Below are 15,847 nucleotides of genomic sequence, written 5' to 3' on the forward strand. Positions count from 1 at the left end.
TACGATGAGAACGACGCCGGAGGCAACCGACCGCTGCTGTCCGCCTGCGCGCGAGCAGGTAGACCTCCGGCCGATCGAGGGCGACGGGGCCGACGAGGAGCTGGCCAGCCTGTCGAAGGCGCTCGGACACCCGGCGCGCGTGAAGATCGTGCGTATCCTGATCCGAAAGAACGCCTGCGTCTGCGGCGACATCGTGGACGAGCTGCCGCTCGCCCAGTCGACGGTCTCGCAGCACCTGAAGGTGCTCAAGGAAGCCGGCCTCATCCGCGGCGACGTCGACGGTCCCCGCGTCTGTTACTGCATCGAGCCTCGGGCGCTCCGGCGTCTGAAGGCCCTCGTCGGGGGGCTCTGATGGTCGTCGCACGTCCGGCCTATCGTCCATCGACGATTGACGAAAGGAGTTTCCATGTCCGTGACCATCTGCAGCGCGACCTGGGGCGCGCGCCCATCCGCCCCTTGTCGAGGCGCTGGCGGGCATCGGCCTCTCCCTGCCGTTGACCGCGACGCAGCCGTCGGTCTTCGAGCTGTTCAAGGCAGGCCGCCGCTTCAACTACGTCGTCGGGGTCTGCGACGAGGAGCACGGTCAGAAGTGCCCGCTCTTCCCCGGCGTCACGCAGCGCCTGTCCTGGAGCTTCCCCGATCCGGCCACGTTCACCGGCTCGCACGAGGAGAAGCTCGCGCGCGTCATCGAGGTGCGCGAGAGCCTTCGGGCTCGCATCGAGTCGTGGCTCGCGACGCTCCCAGGCACGGGCTCGACGCCTCGCACGACCACAAGGAACTGAACTCGCATGATCAACGCAAACCCCGGCCTGCTCGGCAAGCTCTCCTTCCTCGACCGCTACCTGACGCTCTGGATCTTCCTCGCGATGGGCCTGGGCGTCGCCCTCGGCTTCCTCGCGCCCGGCTTCACGACCGCGCTCAACGACATGAGCGTCGGCACGACGTCGATTCCTATCGCGGCCGGGCTGATCCTGATGATGTACCCGCCGCTTGCCAAGGTCCGCTACGAGGAGCTCGGCAAGGTCTTCCGCAACAAGCGGGTGCTCACTCTGTCGCTGGTCCAGAACTGGATCATCGGCCCGCTGCTGATGTTCGGGCTCGCGGTGGTGTTCCTGCGCGACAAGCCCGAGTCCATGCTCGGCCTCATCCTCATCGGGCTCGCGCGCTGCATCGCGATGGTCATCGTCTGGAACGATCTCGCCAAGGGCGACACCGAGTACTGCGCCGGGCTCGTGGCCTTCAACTCGATCTTCCAGGTTCTGTTCTTCTCGGTCTACGCGTACTTCTTCGCCACGCTCCTGCCGACCTGGCTCGGCCTGGAGGGAGCCGTCGTGAACATCAGCATCGGCGAGATCGCGACGAGCGTGGCCATCTACCTCGGTGTGCCCTTCGCCGCCGGGTTCCTCACGCGACGGGTGCTCGTGCGCGCGAAGGGGCGTGACTGGTACGAGAAGGCATTCGTGCCTCGCATCGGCCCCATCACGCTCGTCTCCCTGCTGTTCACCATCGTGGTGATGTTCTCGCTGAAGGGGGAGACCATCGTGCAGCTGCCGCTCGACGTCCTTCGCATCGCGGTGCCGCTGCTCATCTACTTCGTGCTGATGTTCGCGGTGTCGTTCTTCATGAGCAAGCGCATCGGCGCGGACTACAAGCAGTCGGCGACGCTCTCGTTCACGGCTGCGTCGAACAACTTCGAGCTGGCGATCGCTGTCGCGATCGCGAGCTTCGGCATTCACAGTGGTGCGGCGTTCGCGGCGGTCATCGGTCCTCTCGTCGAGGTGCCCGTCCTCATCGGCCTCGTGAACGTCGCCCTGTGGGCGCAGGAGCGCTTCTTCCCCAACACCCCGCTCGAGGTCGCGCCGCCCGCATTCGCCGTTCCGAGCACTCCCGAGAGCAAGGCCTGACCACGATGAACTCCGGCAAGACGATCCTTTTTCTTTGCGTCGCCAACTCGGCGCGCAGCCAGATGGCCGAGGGCCTTGCTCGCAAGCTCTTCGGCTCGCGCATCGCCGTGCAGAGCGCGGGGAGTGAGCCGTCGAAGGTGAACCCGTACGCGATCGAGGTGATGCGTGAGGTCGGGGTCGACCTGACGACGCACCACTCGAAGGCCGTGCAGACGATCGACGCCGCCACCGTGGGCACGGTCATCACCCTCTGCGCCGAGGAGGTTTGCCCGGTCTTCCTCGGTAAGGCGCGCCGGCTGCACTGGCCCATTCAGGATCCGGCGAGCAAGGATGCGTCGATCCCACGCGAGGAGATGCTGACGCGGTTCCGGACCGCGCGGGACCAGATCCTGGCGAGGCTCGAGGTGCTCGACGCGCTGCTCGACCTCCCCGAGGGTCCACAGGCGCAGGAGTTCCACGCCAGCGTGCGCGTGAAGGATCTCGCGAAGAGCACGCGTTTCTACGCGTGGCTCCTCGGCACCGAGCCGAAGGAGTGGACGCATCGCTACGCGACCTTCGTTCGGCCGGATCTGCACACGAACTTCGTGCTCGTCGTCTCCGACGGCAAGGAGCTGCACCGAGACACGCTCTACCACCTCGGTATTGCCGTCGCTGACAAGTCCGCGGTCGTTCGGTACTGCGAGCTCGCGATGGCCGCCGGGTTGACGGTGAGGAAGCCGCCGCGCACGACGTGGCGTGGCACGCCGCTCCACGAGCTCTGGCTCGAGGACCCTGACGGCAACCTCGTCGAGATCTACGCCCGGCTCACGCCGGACGAGCTCGTCGGCAAACCGGAGAACCTCGAACCCAGGGCGTTGGCGTAGCGCATGCGCGGCCCCGCGTGGCTTCGGCCGGTGACGGGAGAGCTGCTGGGCAGCGCGCTCCTCGTCGCCGTCAGGTTCGGGTCGGGCGCGGTCCGGGGGCAGCTGGGAGCCGGAACGGTTTCTCTTCTCGCGGGCTCGGGAGGCGGCGAGCTGCCTCCTGTTCGTCCCGCACGGGCTACGGCGATGACCCCCCAGCTCAGGAGCAGCAGCGGATACGCACGAAACGCCGCTGGCATCGCGTGCATGGAGCGCTCCAGCCTCGCCGCCCGGTTCGTGGTGAACCGCAGCCGAACCTGGGCCGAGATCGCTCGGGAGATCGGCGTCTGCTCCAACGCCGTCCGGAGCGGACGGAGACGAATCATTTCGTAAAAACTAGCAAGCGTTTATCAGATGCTGTCTCTGAAGCCGGTTTTATCACGCCTGTCCTGAGTCGCCCGCGAACGGGGCTCGCTCATCGGTGCGACGAACAGCCGCCAGCCTCAACGTAGCATCGATCGACGGTGGACCCGAACCGCGCGTTCACGACGATTCTCCGACGAGGCCAGCGGAAACCACGAGCACCTCTGCCGTGCTCTCCCCGCAATTCTCCCACGCTGTGAGGCGAGGGTCGTCGAGTAGCACGCTGTCGCCCGCCTCCAGGAGGGCTTCCTCGCGCCTCTCCCCGAAGACGAGCTCTACCGTGCCGCGGATGCAGTATGCGAAGGCTCGTACCCCTGCGCGCTGCCGGAGCGTCCCCGTCCTGCCTCCGGGATCGATCGTGAGCATCGTCGCGAGCAGCCGGTGGTCGGCGCTCGCCGGAGTGAGCGACTCTGCCGTTGCCTTCGACCACTCGCTACGGAGTGCCTCGCGCGTACCCCGACGAACGATCGGCGATACGGTGGCCGGCCCCGAGAAGAGGTCCATGGGCCTGGGCCCCCCGGCGCCACCCAGGCCTGGCGTACCCATCAAGAGCAGGTCGTGCCTCCGCGCGGCGGTGATGCTGGGGCGACCTCCGCCCGGTCGCGGGTCCGCGGCGTGAATCGAACCTCAGAAGCGGGCGCCGAGCGCAGCGGCGGCGCCGCCGGGCAAGGGGACGACGTGCACCGCGGCGGCGGCGGGCGCCGCCGGCACGGGGCTGCGCAGAAGGAGCGCGGCCACCGCGCCGCCGAGCGCCGCCACGCCGACGCCGAACGCGATGTTGGCGGCGATGACCTTGGTCCGCACCGCGTCGACGTCCGCCTCGGCGCAGCGCGGCGCGCAGGTCGTCCGGAGGCGGTCGGCGTCGGCGCGCGCGCTCAGGCCGAGCGCCGCGTAGGCGACGCCCGCGGCGGCGGCGACGCCGCCGAGCGCGATGGGCAGGAGGAGCGAGCTCGCGGGCGGCGACGCGGCCCGGTCCTCGCGGGGCGCGATGGCGCCTCCGCCCGGCGTGGCCGCGCCTGCTGCCGGCGTGGCCGCGCCTGCGCGCGCCGTGGCGGTCCGCGTGAGGCGGGCCGAGACGCGGCGCAGCTTCTCCCCCTCGCGCACGACGAGCCGCAGCGCGACGGGAGCGCTGCCCGCGCGCTCGAAGCGGAGCACGTGCTCGCCCGGGTCGACCTCGACGGCCTTGCCGTCCAGGCGCGCGGCGAGGGGCGCGCCGTCGAGGATCACCTGCACGTCGGCCACGTCCTGGCCCTGCTCGTCCTGCGCGCTCAGGATCAGCGTCGGGACGCGCGCCGTGACGTCGGCGAGCCAGCCCGCGCAGTCAGACCGGACGAGCGCGGGACATGCGGCGGCGCCGCAGGCGATGAAGCGCGCGCGCGCGTCGCGCAGATGGCCGTCGTCGCGCAGGCGCTGGCCCTCCTCGGAGGCCGTGAAGCATGCCTCGGCGTCGCCGGCGTGGACGCGGGCGGGCTGGAGGTACGCGAGCGCCGCGAAGGCGGCGGCGACGACGAGGGAGCGGCGAGCGGTGCGCTGGTTCATCCGGCCTCCGTCAGAAGCATTCGCGCTTGTAGCGCTTGTGGCCCTGTCCATCGATGATGAACGGCGGATTGCACCCGTCGCGCGCCGGCGCGCGGCGCGGCAACCGGCGCGCGCCGGCACCGGCGGCCGCGGTGGCCGGAGCGGCCGTGGTGGCCGATGTGGCGGGCGCGATGGCGGCGGCGGGCGCAGCGGGCGCGCCAGGGGTGGCGGCAACGGCCGATGCGGCCGACGCAGCCGGCGCGCCGGGCGTCGCCGGCAGGCCTGCGCTCGACGCGGTGGCCGCGGGATGCGCGGTGCCCAGGAGCCTTCCTGCGGACCGCGCGCGCGCGGCGGCGGCGACGCCGGCCTTCGCGCGGGCGAGGGTCGGCGCCTCGGCGCGGGCGAGGCCGATCGCGGCGGCCGCGATCGCGAGCAGCGCGCCCGTCGCCGCGAGCGCGGCCCAGGGCGGCCGATTGGCGGCCTGCAGCGAGCCCGCCCCGGGGCCCCCGGCCGCCGCCCCCACCTCGGTCCCCTTCCACGCGCCCGCCGCCTCGCTCCCCGCCTCCGCTCCCGCGCCCGCCGCCTTCGCCTCGCCCCCCGCCCCCGCGGCCCCCGCCTCGCCCCCCGCCCCTCCCGGCTCGATCGCCGCGATCAGCGCCGCCCGCTGCGCCAGCGACTCGCCCGCGAGCGACGTCACCCAGTCGCCCACCTCCGAGGTCGACGCGGCCAGCCCCGTCTCCTCCAGCGCGAGCGCCATGGCGCGCGCGGTCGGGAACCGGTCCTCGGGGTCGCGCGCCAGCGCGCGCAGCGTGATCGCCTCGAGCTCCGGCGGCACCCCGGGCCGGCGCGCGCTCGGCGGATCCACGCCCGCTTGCAGCAGCCGCAAGATGGAGAGCGCCTCGCCGCGGCCCTCGAAGAGGCGCTCGCCCGTCAGCGTCTCCCACAGCACCACCCCGGCCGCGTACACGTCCGCGCGCCGGTCGAGCGGCTCGCCCGCGATCTGCTCGGGCGACATATACGCCAGCTTCCCCTTGAGCTGCCCGTCGCGCGTGATCTGCGCGCGCCCCGCCGACTTGGCCACGCCGAAGTCGAGCACGCGCGCCACCCCGTCCTCGCCGACGAGCACGTTGTGCGGCGACACGTCGCGGTGCACGAGGTGGAGCGGCGCGCCGTCCTCGGCGGTGGCCTCGTGCGCCGCATGCAGCCCGTGGAGCGCGCCGGCGAGCACCGCGCAGGCGACGCGCGGCGGCGGCGCGCCGCCCTCCCGCGTCGCCGCGCGCAGCAGGCGCGCCAGCGGCTCGCCGTGCACGTACTCCATCACGAGCAGCACCTCGCCGCCGCTCGACACCACGTCGATGGTCGAGACCACGTTCGGGTGCCGGATGCGGGCCGCCACCCGCGCCTCGTCGAGCAGCATGGCGACGAGCTCGGGATCCCGCACGAACTGCGGGTAGAGCCGCTTGATCGCGACGGTCCGCCGGAACCCGGCCGAGCCGAGCTGGCGGCCGAGGTGCACCGTCGCCATGCCGCCGGCCCCGATCTCGTCGAAGAGCAGGTAGCGGACGACGGCGAGCGCGCCGCCCTGGCTCCGGGCCTGCAGCATCGTCGCGACGATATCATGGCCGGGGCGCGCGCCGCGGCGACATGTCGGGTGGATCGCCGCGCGCGTGGTCCCCGGGAGCACCGCCGCGCGGCGCCCGGCCGCGCGTCAGGTGGATCGGCGCGCGCGCAGGATCTGGAAGTACCGCCGCGCGATGCCCGACGCGGCCGCCGCGCTCCGGACGTTGCCCCCATGCTGCGCGAGCACGCGCTGCACGTAGCGCCGCTCGAAGTGCTCGACGATCCGCTCCCGCGCCCGCGGCAGCGGCAGATCGAGCGCGAGGATCTCCTCGATGATGTCGTTGGATGTCGCAGCCTCGGCGCCTTCGCTCTCCTCTGCGGCCGCGGACGGGGGCACGGGCGTGGAGGGCGCCAGCGCCGACGCGGCGCACCCGGGCGCCGAGGCGGGCCCGGGCGTCGACGCGGGTCCGGTCGCTGCCAGCCCCGGCGTCGACGCGGGCCCGGGCGGCGCGAGCCCCGGCGTCGACGCGGGCGCGCCCGCGGAGCTCACCCCGGCCCGGGTGGTCTCGATCGGCGCGGCCTCGCCGAGCGCCACGCGGCGCGCCACGGCGTTGTAGAGCTCGCGCACGTTGCCGGGCCAGTCGTAGTCCTCCAGCCGCTCGGCGAACCCCTGCGGGAAGGGCGCGCCGCGGCCCGCGAGCTGCCGCCAGAAGTGGTGCGCGAGCACGGTGACGTCGCCCTGCCGCCGGCGCAGCGGCGGCAGCTCGATGCGGGCCACGGCGAGCCGGTAGAACAGGTCGTCGCGGAACCTCCCCGCCTGGATCTCGCGCTCGAGATCGCGCCGCGTCGCCGCGAGCACCCGGATGTCGACGCGGATCCACCGGTTCGATCCGACGCGCTGCACCTCGGATCGCTGGATGGCGCGGAGGAGCTTCGCCTGCAGGCCGAGATCGAGGTCGCCGATCTCGTCGAGCAGCAGCGTGCCGCCGTGCGCCTCCTCGAAGACGCCGCGGCGCGCCTCGTTCGCGCCGGTGAAGGCGCCGCGCTCGTGGCCGAAGAGCGCCGACTCGACGAGCGTCGGCGGCACCGCGGTGCAGTCGAAGACGACGAACGGCCCGGCCGCGCGCGCCCCCTGCTCGTGGATCGCCTCGGCGAGCACCTCCTTGCCGGTGCCCGTCTCGCCCTCGATGACGACGGGCACGCTGGAGCTCGCGAGGCGCTCGCACAACGGGTAGAGCCGCCGCATCTCGTCGCTGGCCCCGACGAGCTTGCCGAAGCGCACGGCGCGCGGCAGCTCCACCGCCTGCGTGACGCCGAGCGCCTCGACGCGGAACACCGTCTCGCCGAGCCGGACGAGCTCGCTGCCCTGGAGGTACGCGTCGCCGACGCGGATCCCCTGCACGAAGGTGCCGTTGGTCGATCCGAGATCGGTGACGCGGAGGCGCGGGCCGGCGAGCTCGAACGCGGCGTGGCGGCGCGAGACGAGCCGGTCCGTGAGGGTGATGTCGCAGGCCGGGCTGGTGCCGGCGAGCGCGCGCGAGGGCAGCCCCGGCGCCACGACGAACCGGCTCCCCTCGTCCGGGCCCGCCATGACAGAGAGGGCGAAGCTCTCGGCGGCGGCCGCGGCGGGGCGCAGCGGCTGCGGCACGAGCTCGGTGGAGGCGGCGTCGTCGTCGTTCCACGGGGGCATGGGCCTCCATCTCAGCAGGCCTCGAAGCCGGCGTCACGTCTCGTCGCGCCGATCTGCGACAGACGCTCTGCGCTCGGCGAAGGTGACGTGCGTGGCCACGCGTGGGACGGCGATGGTTGCCATTTCAGACCACCTCCACGCCACACCCTTACCCACGTGCGGAATCCTCTCATCTTGCAGCCATTTCAGCGGAAAATTGAACAGGAAGGCGGGGAGACGGGGAGTATTTCGAAGTTCCCTCGAGCGCAACCGTGTTGTCCTTCGCGGAGCGCGACCTCGACCAGAGACGGCTCGTCTCTTGATTACCTCTCTCCGTCGTGCCCTCTGTGGTCCTCCTCTCCGCGTCACAGATGCTAGCCTTCGCGTCGTGGCGCGTTTATGAGCAGGAGCACGCTGGCAGCGCGGCGTGAGCGCGGCCTCTGGGAAGGACCACCGCCATGAAGATCGTCGAAGAGGCCACCACATCGGCCGACGGGACGCGCATCGGGTGGGAGCGGCACGGGGCGGGCGAGCCCGTCCTCGTGCTCCACGGCGGCGCGCGCGCCGCCAGGCACTACCGCGCGCTGGCCGCCGCGCTCGCGGGCCGCTTCAGCGTCCTCGCCGTCGACAGGCGCGGCCGGGGGCTCAGCCCGTCGCTCGGAGCCTGGCGCGGCATGGACACGGAGGTGGAGGACGTCGCCGCCGTGATGCAGGCCACGGGCGCGACGCAGATCTTCGGCCACAGCGGCGGCGCCATCGTGGCGCTGGAGGCGGCGCGGCGCCTGCCGGTGCGGCGGCTGGCGCTCTACGAGCCTCCCGTGTGCCTCGAGAAGTTCCTGCCGCTCGACTGGGTCCCGTCGTTCCGCGCCGCGCTCGACGCGGGGCACAGCGCGCGCGCGATGGCGCTCTTCCTGCGGGGCCTGCGGATGGGGCCGCCGATCGAGCTCCCCGTGTGGCTGCTCGCGGTCCTCGCCCGCGTGATGCTGCTCGGCGCCGACGGCCGCGAGATGGCCGAGCTGCTGCGCACCGTGCCGCGCGACCTCGAGGCGATCGGGTCGCTCGGCACCGACATCGCGCGCTACCGCGACGTGCGCTGCACGACGCTCCTCCTGGCCGGCACCAGGAGCCCGGCGTACCTCCTGGAGGCCACCGCGCAGCTCGATCTGACGCTGCCCGACGTCCGCCGCGCCGACATCCCGGGCGCCGACCACAACGCGCCCGACGTGCACGCGCCCGAGGTGGTCGCCGCCCACCTGACGAGCTTCTTCGACCCCGCGCCGGCGCCCTCGGCCGTCGCGGCCGCCGCCTCGGTCGGCTAGCGGCCCGGGCCCGCTGGCTCCTCCCGTGCTCGCGCGCGAGACGGGCCGTCGCCGCTCAGGCGGAGCCCGTCCGCGTCACCGCTGTCTCTCCTCGCCCCTCACGCGCCCGCGGCGTCGATCAGCGCCCGCAGGAGCGGCGGCATCCGCCGCGCGTCGCACGGCGCCCTCACCGCCCGGCCTGCGACGACCGCGCTCAGGTGGCATGTGCCGGCCCGCGGGAGGTGATCCATCCAGTAGAGGTCGAGCCGGTCGTCGTGGGCGAGGCGCCGCACCATCGGATCGAGCGGCAGCATCAGCCCCTCGCGGAAGCGGGCCAGGTAGACAACGTTCGACAGGCGCACCGGCGAGTTCAGGCCGATCCGGCGCCGCGTCCCCGACGCGAACGGGCCTGTGTGATCGATGAACTCCACCGTCTGGAGATCGCCGTAGAGGTCCGGCTCCGTCTTCTCGACCGTCACCAGCGTCCACGCGCAGAGCGGCCGCTGCGCCCGGAGGAGCGCGCGCGTCATCTGCTCGAAGTCCGGCAGATCCGCGGCCGCGCGCGCCTCGGTGTAGTGGCCGTGCGCGAACTGGTTGCGCTCGGCCTGCATCAGGTTCGAGAGCGTCTCGAACGTCTGGTTGTGCGACAGCTTGACGTCGAGCACCTCCCTCGCCATCGAGCCGATCGGGTCGTCGCGGTCGCCGAACGCGCGCGCGGCCGTGCGCGCGAGCTCGCGCCACGCGCCGAGCGCCAGGCCGTCGCGCGTGCGCGTGCGCCCGTAGAAATCGAGCACGGCGCTCCATCCCGGCGGGGGCTCGCCCGCGCCGGAGCCGCGCGCGCCGGGGGCGCCCGCGCCGCCGCTGCGCCCCGAGGCCGGGGGCGCGCTGCCGCCGCTGAAGAAGGCGGAGACGAGCACCGTCGCGATGAAGCGCCACGTGCCCTCGAGCACGTCGAACAGCATCTTCACCCGCTCGATCGCGCTCGACGCCCCGATCGCGGCCCGCACCCGCCCCGCGATCGGGTACGGTAGCCCGCCGCTCAGCGCCGAGAGCACGCCGTGCGGATCGCCGCACTCGCGCGAGATCTCCGCCGCCCGCGCGCCCGCGTCGAGGCCGTGCAGGAGCTCCCACGACAGCGTCCGCGCGAGCTCGACCCTGCCGTCGAGGATCGGCGGCCGGCCGTGCCAGTCGCACTGCACCGCGCTCGCCATCACGGCCGGATCCGCCCGGCGCGGCACGCACGCCGCGACGACGCCCGGCGCGAGCGGCGCCACCAGCGCGCCGGCCCCCGCGTGGCTCGCGATCACCGCGGCGAGCTCCTGCGCGAGCGCCCCGATCACGTGCGGCCCGACGCCGCCGAGCGCGCTCTGCTCCTCGATGCCGAACAGGACCGTCGCCCGGCGCCCGCTCTGCGACGCCTCGATCACCTCGAGCGCCGTCGCGAGCCGCGCGCCCGCCGCGCCGTCGCGGAGCTCGGCCACGCTCGGAGCCCCCGGGGCGCCGGCGCTTCCCGGCGCGGCGCGCTCGCGCTCCGCCGCGAGCGAGGCGACGGCGTGCAGGGCGAGCTCGACCTCGCGGCCGGCGACGTCCGCGTCCCCGGCGAGCGAGAAGTAGCCGCACGCGAACGCCCCGAGCCCCGCCGCCGCCGCGGCTTCCAGCGCGCGGCGGGCCGCCGCGGCCGCCTCCGGCGCGCCGCCGCGCACGAGCACCACCGCCGTGCCGTCCGCGTCGCCGACCGGCAGTTCCGGCCACAGCCGGTGCACCGCGACCACGGCGGCGGCCGCGCGCGACGCCGCGCCCGGCAAGAGGCTGCCCCCCGCGGCTCCTTCCCCGCCCGGCCTGCTCGGCCTCTCCCCGCCCGGCCTGCTCGGCCTCTCCCCGCCCGGCCTGCTCGCCGCCCCCTCCCCGCCCCGCCCGCTCGCGGCGCCCGAGACCGGCGGCGCCGCCTCGATCGGCCGCAGCAGGACGAGCGCCCCCTGGCCCTTCCGCGACAGGAGCGACGCGCACTCCTGCTCCAGGCCGGCGCGCGCGAGCAGCCCGGTCGCCGGGTCCACCGCCCCGGCGGGGACCGACAGCGCGGCGTAGCGGCGGTCGAAGAGCGTCGCGCGCATGCCGCCGACGCAGACGAACGTGCCGTGCACGAGCGGCGACTCCTCCCCGCGCGCGAGGTGCCGCGCGCCGACCTGCACGGGCACGCTGCACTCGTCGCGGCGGCGCAGCCACCAGCGCACGCCGTCGTGGCGCAGCGTGGCCGCGAGCCGCGACGCCACGTCGGGGTACACGAGGTCGTTGCGCTCGTCGCCGACGCGCTCCGCGCGGCCGAGCCGCAGCACGCCCACCGGCTCGAGCCGGAGCTCGTGCAGGTACCCGTCGCGCCCTTCGATGCGCAGCCGATCCGGCGCGGCCACCTCGCCGCGCCACAGCGAGAACCCCGGCGACTGCGCGAGCCAGAGCGTCGCGCCGCCCGCCGTCACCGAGCGCAGCTCGGCCCCGGGCGCGCCCTCGGAGCCGCCGTGCGCGGCGGCCGGAGCGCCCTCGCCTGGCGGGATGCTCTCGCCGGGCGGGATGCTCTCGCCTGCCGGGAGGTCCCCGCCGCTGTCCCGTGCGCCCGTCACGCCTGCCTGTCCATGGTGATCCCGCGCGCCGCGCCGCCCGGGCGCCCGGCGGGCTCCTCGAACGATTACCGCACCGCGCCCCGGCAAATTCAACGCAAATTTCAACGCAGCTGCGCCGCGGCGCATCCATCGAGCGCCGCGCGCCCTCGCCCGCGTCGTCCCGCCCGCCGCAGCCGGGGCGCGCGGCCGGTCGTGCCGCCTGTGACCTCGTGATGCGTCCATGCGTGGGCAGGACGCAGATCGCGCGAGCCGTCCTCCCCCAAGAGGCACACGCGATCTCGACGACGTATCTTTGGACCGCTCGCTACGCGGATACGTCGCAGACGCTCTGTCGGCCCGCGCTCGATCGTTTGCCGCGAAGGATGGATGGCTGCCGCAAAGCGAATCACACGCAGCGGGGCCGCCGAGACCGGATCGCGCGCGGCCCAGAGAGGCGTCCTGGAACGCGGATGGGGCCTGCGCTCCTGGCTTCAGCCTTGCCTGAGCACGTCAACCGGGCGCCCCGGGACGCGGAGGTACCCGAGCCTGTCGAGGCCGCTCGTAGCACGTTCGGGAGGTGACGCCCCGGTAGGAGCCGGGCGGCTGTTGCGTCCGCATGCCCGCCTCCTTTACTCTATCGATGTCTTGATCGGACAGCTCCACGACGGGAAGTACCGGGTTATCCGTTTGCTCGGGCAAGGGGGGATGGGCGCGGTCTACCAGGCCGAGCACGTCGAGACCGGTGAGCACGTCGCGCTCAAGTGCATGAACGGAGAGCTCCTGGTTCCTGGCAAGAGCAGCGTGGAGCGCTTCCACCGCGAGGCGAAAGCCATGGGCGCGGTCGACACCGAGCACAGGGTCCGCGTGCTCGAGTCAGGAACGGATCCTGAGACCCAGGCGCCCTATCTCGTGATGGAGCTCCTGGAAGGAGAGGATCTCCAGCAACTGCTCGACAGGGTCGGGAGCCTCGATCCCGACACCGCCCTCCGGGTCGCGGCGCAGGTCTGCATCGGCCTCCAGAAGGCTCACGAGGCACGCGTCGTGCACCGGGACATCAAGCCCGCCAACCTCTTCCTCGCCCGGCGCCGTGAGGGTGAGATCGTCGTCAAGATCCTCGACTTCGGGATCGCCAAGCTCAAGCGGGATGCGAATCAGGACGGCCCGACCACGAGCCTCACCCGCACCGGAGGGATCCTCGGCTCGCCGCTCTACATGTCCCCCGAACAGGCCCGGGGACTCAGCGACATCGACTACCGTACCGACCTCTGGTCGCTCGGCATGGTGCTCTACCGCACCCTCACGGGGAAGCTCCCGTACGAGCACATCGCCGGCTTCGGTGATCTGATCATAGCGATCTGTTCGCGGCCGCCGCCCTCCGTCCAGTCGGTCGCCCCCTGGGTCCGAGCGGAGGCCGCGGCCGTGGTGCATGGCGCGCTGCGGCTCGACGCTGGCGAGAGATTCCCCACCGCGGCCGCGATGCTCGAGGCGATCCGACGGCTGCTGCCCGACGGTTTCGGCCTCCGCGACGAGCTCCTGGTCCCGGCCAGCGCGGCGACCCGCGCCACGATCGCGGCGAAGCTCCCGGTCGCCCACGCCGCCGACGACGACATGAACCGACCGCTCGCGGATCACCGCGTCCAGGGGGAGATCGGCGACGAGGCCACGACGGTCGTCGCGGAGGCGCCCCTCTTCGGCGCGAACGCCACCGTGCCCGTCGAGCCGTGCCACCTGGTCGCCAGGCACCCGGACTACATCCTGGCGACCTGGCGCCAGATCTTCTGCACCATCTGGCGCCAGGACACGACCAAGGAGGGCGTGCGCCACCTTGCCGACGCGTGCAGGGGTTTCGCAAAGCAATATCCGCGCGGCATCGGGCTGCTCACCATCATCGAGGGTGGAGCGTCGTTCCCGCCGGCGCCTGTGCGCGACGCGCTCTCGGCCTTCCTCGCGGAGGCGAGCTCGTTCACCAGGTGCTCGGCGGTCGTCGTCGAAGGGGCGGGCTTCCGGGCGGCGGCGGTGCGCAGCATCGTGACAGGGCTCTCTCTCGTTGCCCGCCAGCGATACCCGCACAAGTTCTGCGACCTGAGGAAAGCCGGGCAGATGTTCGCCGAGATCTTGCCCGCGGCGACGGGTATCCGCGTGGATGACGCCGCGCTGATGGCATCGCTCGACCATCTGCGCCAGGTCGTCGGCCGCTGGGATCCCGCGACGCCGGACCGACCTCCAGAGATGATGCGCCGGCGGTGATGGCGCTGACGCGTGGGCGTCGATGGAGGCGTCGACCGGGGCGGCGCGCGACGGGTCCGAATCCAGCGCTTCGTCGAGTACCACGGGCTCAACGGCCTCACGCGCGCAGGGTGAGGCGCCGTGCCGAGATGACGGCGACCGCCGCGATCCGCACACAATTGCAACATGGCGTTATTTTTCCAGGCGAGGACCGGATCGCAGAGAAATATGCTGTCAGTCCGGGGCCGCTCGCGCAGCTCGGGCTTGACGTCTCCTTACGTTTGCATTTCCCTCTCCGCGCGCTGGCATCCTGCCCCCTGGAAGCGCCCCTGGCGCCAGCTTCGACTCAGCTCGTGCGGATTCGAGGATGACTTCGGGCAAGGCGAGCGAGCATCCCCCACGGAGTCAGAGAGGCTTTCCGCGTCCCACGCGAACAGTCGGGAGAGAACCGATGTCCAATCGACACAGACCTCACGAAGTCACCTCGGAGCGCCGTGCCCCCTCGCGGTTCTCGCTCACGTTGCCAGGGCCGAAGACCGGTCGTCTGCCACGATTTTCCCTCGCCGCCGCGGTGTTCGCGCTGCTGACGGGCGCGCTGGGTCGCCCCGCGCTGGCCGCCGATCCGGCGCCCGACGGCCGCTGGGTCGCCGCGTGGCACGCCAGCCCGACGCCGGGCGGCACGTTCAACGCGCAGGAGTGCCCGTCGGATGTCGGCCTGACCGGCCAGACGGTCCGGAACATCGTCCGCCTGAGCGCCGGCGGCAGCTCGGTGCGCGTGCGGATCTCCAACGCCGGCGGCGCCGAGCCGCTCAAGGTCGGCGCGGCGTCTGTCGCGCTCTCGAAGGACGGAGCCGCCGCGACCACCGGGGCCACGCACGCGCTGCGCTTCGCAGGTCAGCCCTCGATCGTCATCGCCGCGGGCGCCGAGGCGCTGAGCGACCCCGTGCCCCTGAAGATCCAGGCGCTCCAGACGCTGGCCGTCAACGTCCACCTCCCGGCCAAGACCGGGCCGGCCACACAGCACTTTTTCGCGGCGCAGGACAGCTTCCTCGCCGCGGGCAACCAGACCGGGGCCGGCGCCGACAAGCAGTTCACGCAGAAGCTCTCGTGCTGGATGTTCCTCTCGGGCGTCGACGTCAAGGCGGCGCCGAACGTCGTCGGCACCCTGATCGCGCTCGGCGACTCGATCACCGACGGATACCTCTCGACCAAGAACAAGAACCAGCGCTACCCCGACTTCCTCGCGGAGCGCCTGGCCAGCCGCAAGGGTCCGACCCTCTCCGTGGTCAACGCCGGGATCATCGGGAACGAGCTGCTCACCGTCCGTCCCCAGCTCCAGTTCGGGTACCCCGTTCCGGCCCGCCTCGCGCGCGATGTGCTGACCCAGCCCGGCGCGCGCGCGGTCATCCTGCTGGCGGGCATCAACGACATCGGCGACCGCTCCGCCAAGGCCACGGATCTGATCCCTGTCTACCAGCAGATCATCCAGGCTGCCCGCGCTGCCGGGCTGAAGATCTATGGCGGCACCCTGGTGCCCTTCGCCGGATCGACAGGGACCTACAAGGGCGATTACGGAACGGCCAAGGGCGAGCAGGAGCGGCAGAAGCTGAACACCTGGATCCGCACCAGCGGCGCCTTCGACGGCGTGATCGACTTCGACAAGGCGCTGCGCGACCCGGCCAACCCGAGCCGCCTGCTCCCGGCCTACGATGCTGACAAACTGCACCCGAACGACGCCGGATACAAGGCGATGGCGGACGCGGTGAACCTGGACGCGATCGTCGACGCCGCCGTCAAGGCGACTTCCCCCTAGCCT

General features: G+C 72.9%; 12 protein-coding genes. 7 read left to right on the plus strand and 5 right to left on the minus strand.

Features of this window, described 5'->3' with window-relative positions:
• The first annotated feature begins 4 nt into the window (after nt 1-4).
• The 4 genes from WME96_RS28040 to WME96_RS28055 all read left to right on the plus strand — a co-directional run bounded on the left by WME96_RS28040 (nt 5) and on the right by WME96_RS28055 (nt 2,767).
• The gene (locus WME96_RS28040; protein ID WP_437284654.1) at nt 5-352 is read left to right on the plus strand and encodes an ArsR/SmtB family transcription factor; all 348 of its coding nucleotides are present in this window, start codon (nt 5-7) and stop codon (nt 350-352) included.
• Nucleotides 353-494: 142 nt separating this feature from the next.
• A complete protein-coding gene (locus WME96_RS28045; RefSeq protein WP_437284655.1) occupies nt 495-782 on the plus strand; it encodes a hypothetical protein in 288 nt (95 codons plus the stop codon).
• Between the two features lie 6 nt (nt 783-788).
• Nucleotides 789-1,904 (plus strand): ACR3 family arsenite efflux transporter, encoded by a 1,116-nt coding sequence (gene arsB / locus WME96_RS28050; protein WP_437284656.1) that lies wholly within the window; start codon nt 789-791, stop codon nt 1,902-1,904.
• Between the two features lie 5 nt (nt 1,905-1,909).
• On the plus strand, nt 1,910-2,767 hold the full coding sequence (locus WME96_RS28055; RefSeq protein ID WP_437284657.1) for a VOC family protein: 858 nt from the start codon (nt 1,910-1,912) through the stop codon (nt 2,765-2,767).
• A gap of 519 nt (nt 2,768-3,286) precedes the next feature.
• Here the strand turns inward: WME96_RS28055 and WME96_RS28060 are convergent.
• The 4 genes from WME96_RS28060 to WME96_RS28075 form a co-directional block, all read right to left on the minus strand.
• Nucleotides 3,287-3,670 carry a cupin domain-containing protein gene (locus tag WME96_RS28060; protein WP_437284658.1) on the minus strand — a complete coding sequence of 128 codons (384 nt, stop codon included), beginning with the start codon at nt 3,668-3,670 and terminating at the stop codon, nt 3,287-3,289.
• Between the two features lie 123 nt (nt 3,671-3,793).
• Nucleotides 3,794-4,705 (minus strand): hypothetical protein, encoded by a 912-nt coding sequence (locus WME96_RS28065; RefSeq protein WP_437284659.1) that lies wholly within the window; start codon nt 4,703-4,705, stop codon nt 3,794-3,796.
• Nucleotides 4,706-4,715: 10 nt separating this feature from the next.
• Nucleotides 4,716-6,287, minus strand: coding sequence for a serine/threonine-protein kinase (locus tag WME96_RS28070; RefSeq protein WP_437284660.1), 1,572 nt, complete (start codon nt 6,285-6,287; stop codon nt 4,716-4,718).
• Nucleotides 6,288-6,392: 105 nt separating this feature from the next.
• Nucleotides 6,393-7,934, minus strand: a complete 1,542-nt coding sequence (locus WME96_RS28075) for a sigma 54-interacting transcriptional regulator (RefSeq protein ID WP_437284661.1) — start codon at nt 7,932-7,934, stop codon at nt 6,393-6,395.
• Nucleotides 7,935-8,371: 437 nt separating this feature from the next.
• Here WME96_RS28075 and WME96_RS28080 point away from each other — a divergent pair, with 437 nt between their 5' ends.
• Complete coding sequence (locus tag WME96_RS28080) at nt 8,372-9,232, plus strand: alpha/beta fold hydrolase (protein WP_437284662.1); 861 nt, start codon at nt 8,372-8,374, stop codon at nt 9,230-9,232.
• Between the two features lie 98 nt (nt 9,233-9,330).
• Here WME96_RS28080 and WME96_RS28085 read toward each other — a convergent pair whose 3' ends face one another.
• Nucleotides 9,331-11,826 (minus strand): hypothetical protein, encoded by a 2,496-nt coding sequence (locus WME96_RS28085; protein ID WP_437284663.1) that lies wholly within the window; start codon nt 11,824-11,826, stop codon nt 9,331-9,333.
• A 624-nt stretch (nt 11,827-12,450) separates the two neighbouring features.
• On the opposite strand from WME96_RS28085, the gene WME96_RS28090 reads away from it, so the two are divergent.
• Both WME96_RS28090 and WME96_RS28095 read left to right on the plus strand, forming a co-directional pair.
• Nucleotides 12,451-14,052, plus strand: a complete 1,602-nt coding sequence (locus WME96_RS28090) for a serine/threonine protein kinase (RefSeq protein ID WP_437284664.1) — start codon at nt 12,451-12,453, stop codon at nt 14,050-14,052.
• 550 nt (nt 14,053-14,602) lie between these two features.
• Entirely contained in the window at nt 14,603-15,844 is a 1,242-nt protein-coding gene (locus WME96_RS28095) for an SGNH/GDSL hydrolase family protein (RefSeq protein ID WP_437284665.1), read from the plus strand.
• Nucleotides 15,845-15,847 lie beyond the last annotated feature (3 nt).

The sequence above is a fragment of the Sorangium sp. So ce406 genome (assembly GCF_051474675.1).
GTDB classification, from domain to species: domain Bacteria; phylum Myxococcota_A; class Polyangia; order Polyangiales; family Polyangiaceae; genus Sorangium; species Sorangium cellulosum_G.

Coding starts and splice junctions, on each gene's coding strand:
- WME96_RS28040 (WP_437284654.1), top strand. CDS start 5: ATGAGAACGACGCCGGAGGCAACCGACCGCTGCTGTCCGCCTGCGCGC.
- arsB (WP_437284656.1), top strand. CDS start 789: ATGATCAACGCAAACCCCGGCCTGCTCGGCAAGCTCTCCTTCCTCGAC.
- WME96_RS28055 (WP_437284657.1), top strand. CDS start 1,910: ATGAACTCCGGCAAGACGATCCTTTTTCTTTGCGTCGCCAACTCGGCG.
- WME96_RS28060 (WP_437284658.1), bottom strand. CDS start 3,670: ATGGACCTCTTCTCGGGGCCGGCCACCGTATCGCCGATCGTTCGTCGG.
- WME96_RS28065 (WP_437284659.1), bottom strand. CDS start 4,705: ATGAACCAGCGCACCGCTCGCCGCTCCCTCGTCGTCGCCGCCGCCTTC.
- WME96_RS28070 (WP_437284660.1), bottom strand. CDS start 6,287: ATGCTGCAGGCCCGGAGCCAGGGCGGCGCGCTCGCCGTCGTCCGCTAC.
- WME96_RS28075 (WP_437284661.1), bottom strand. CDS start 7,934: ATGCCCCCGTGGAACGACGACGACGCCGCCTCCACCGAGCTCGTGCCG.
- WME96_RS28080 (WP_437284662.1), top strand. CDS start 8,372: ATGAAGATCGTCGAAGAGGCCACCACATCGGCCGACGGGACGCGCATC.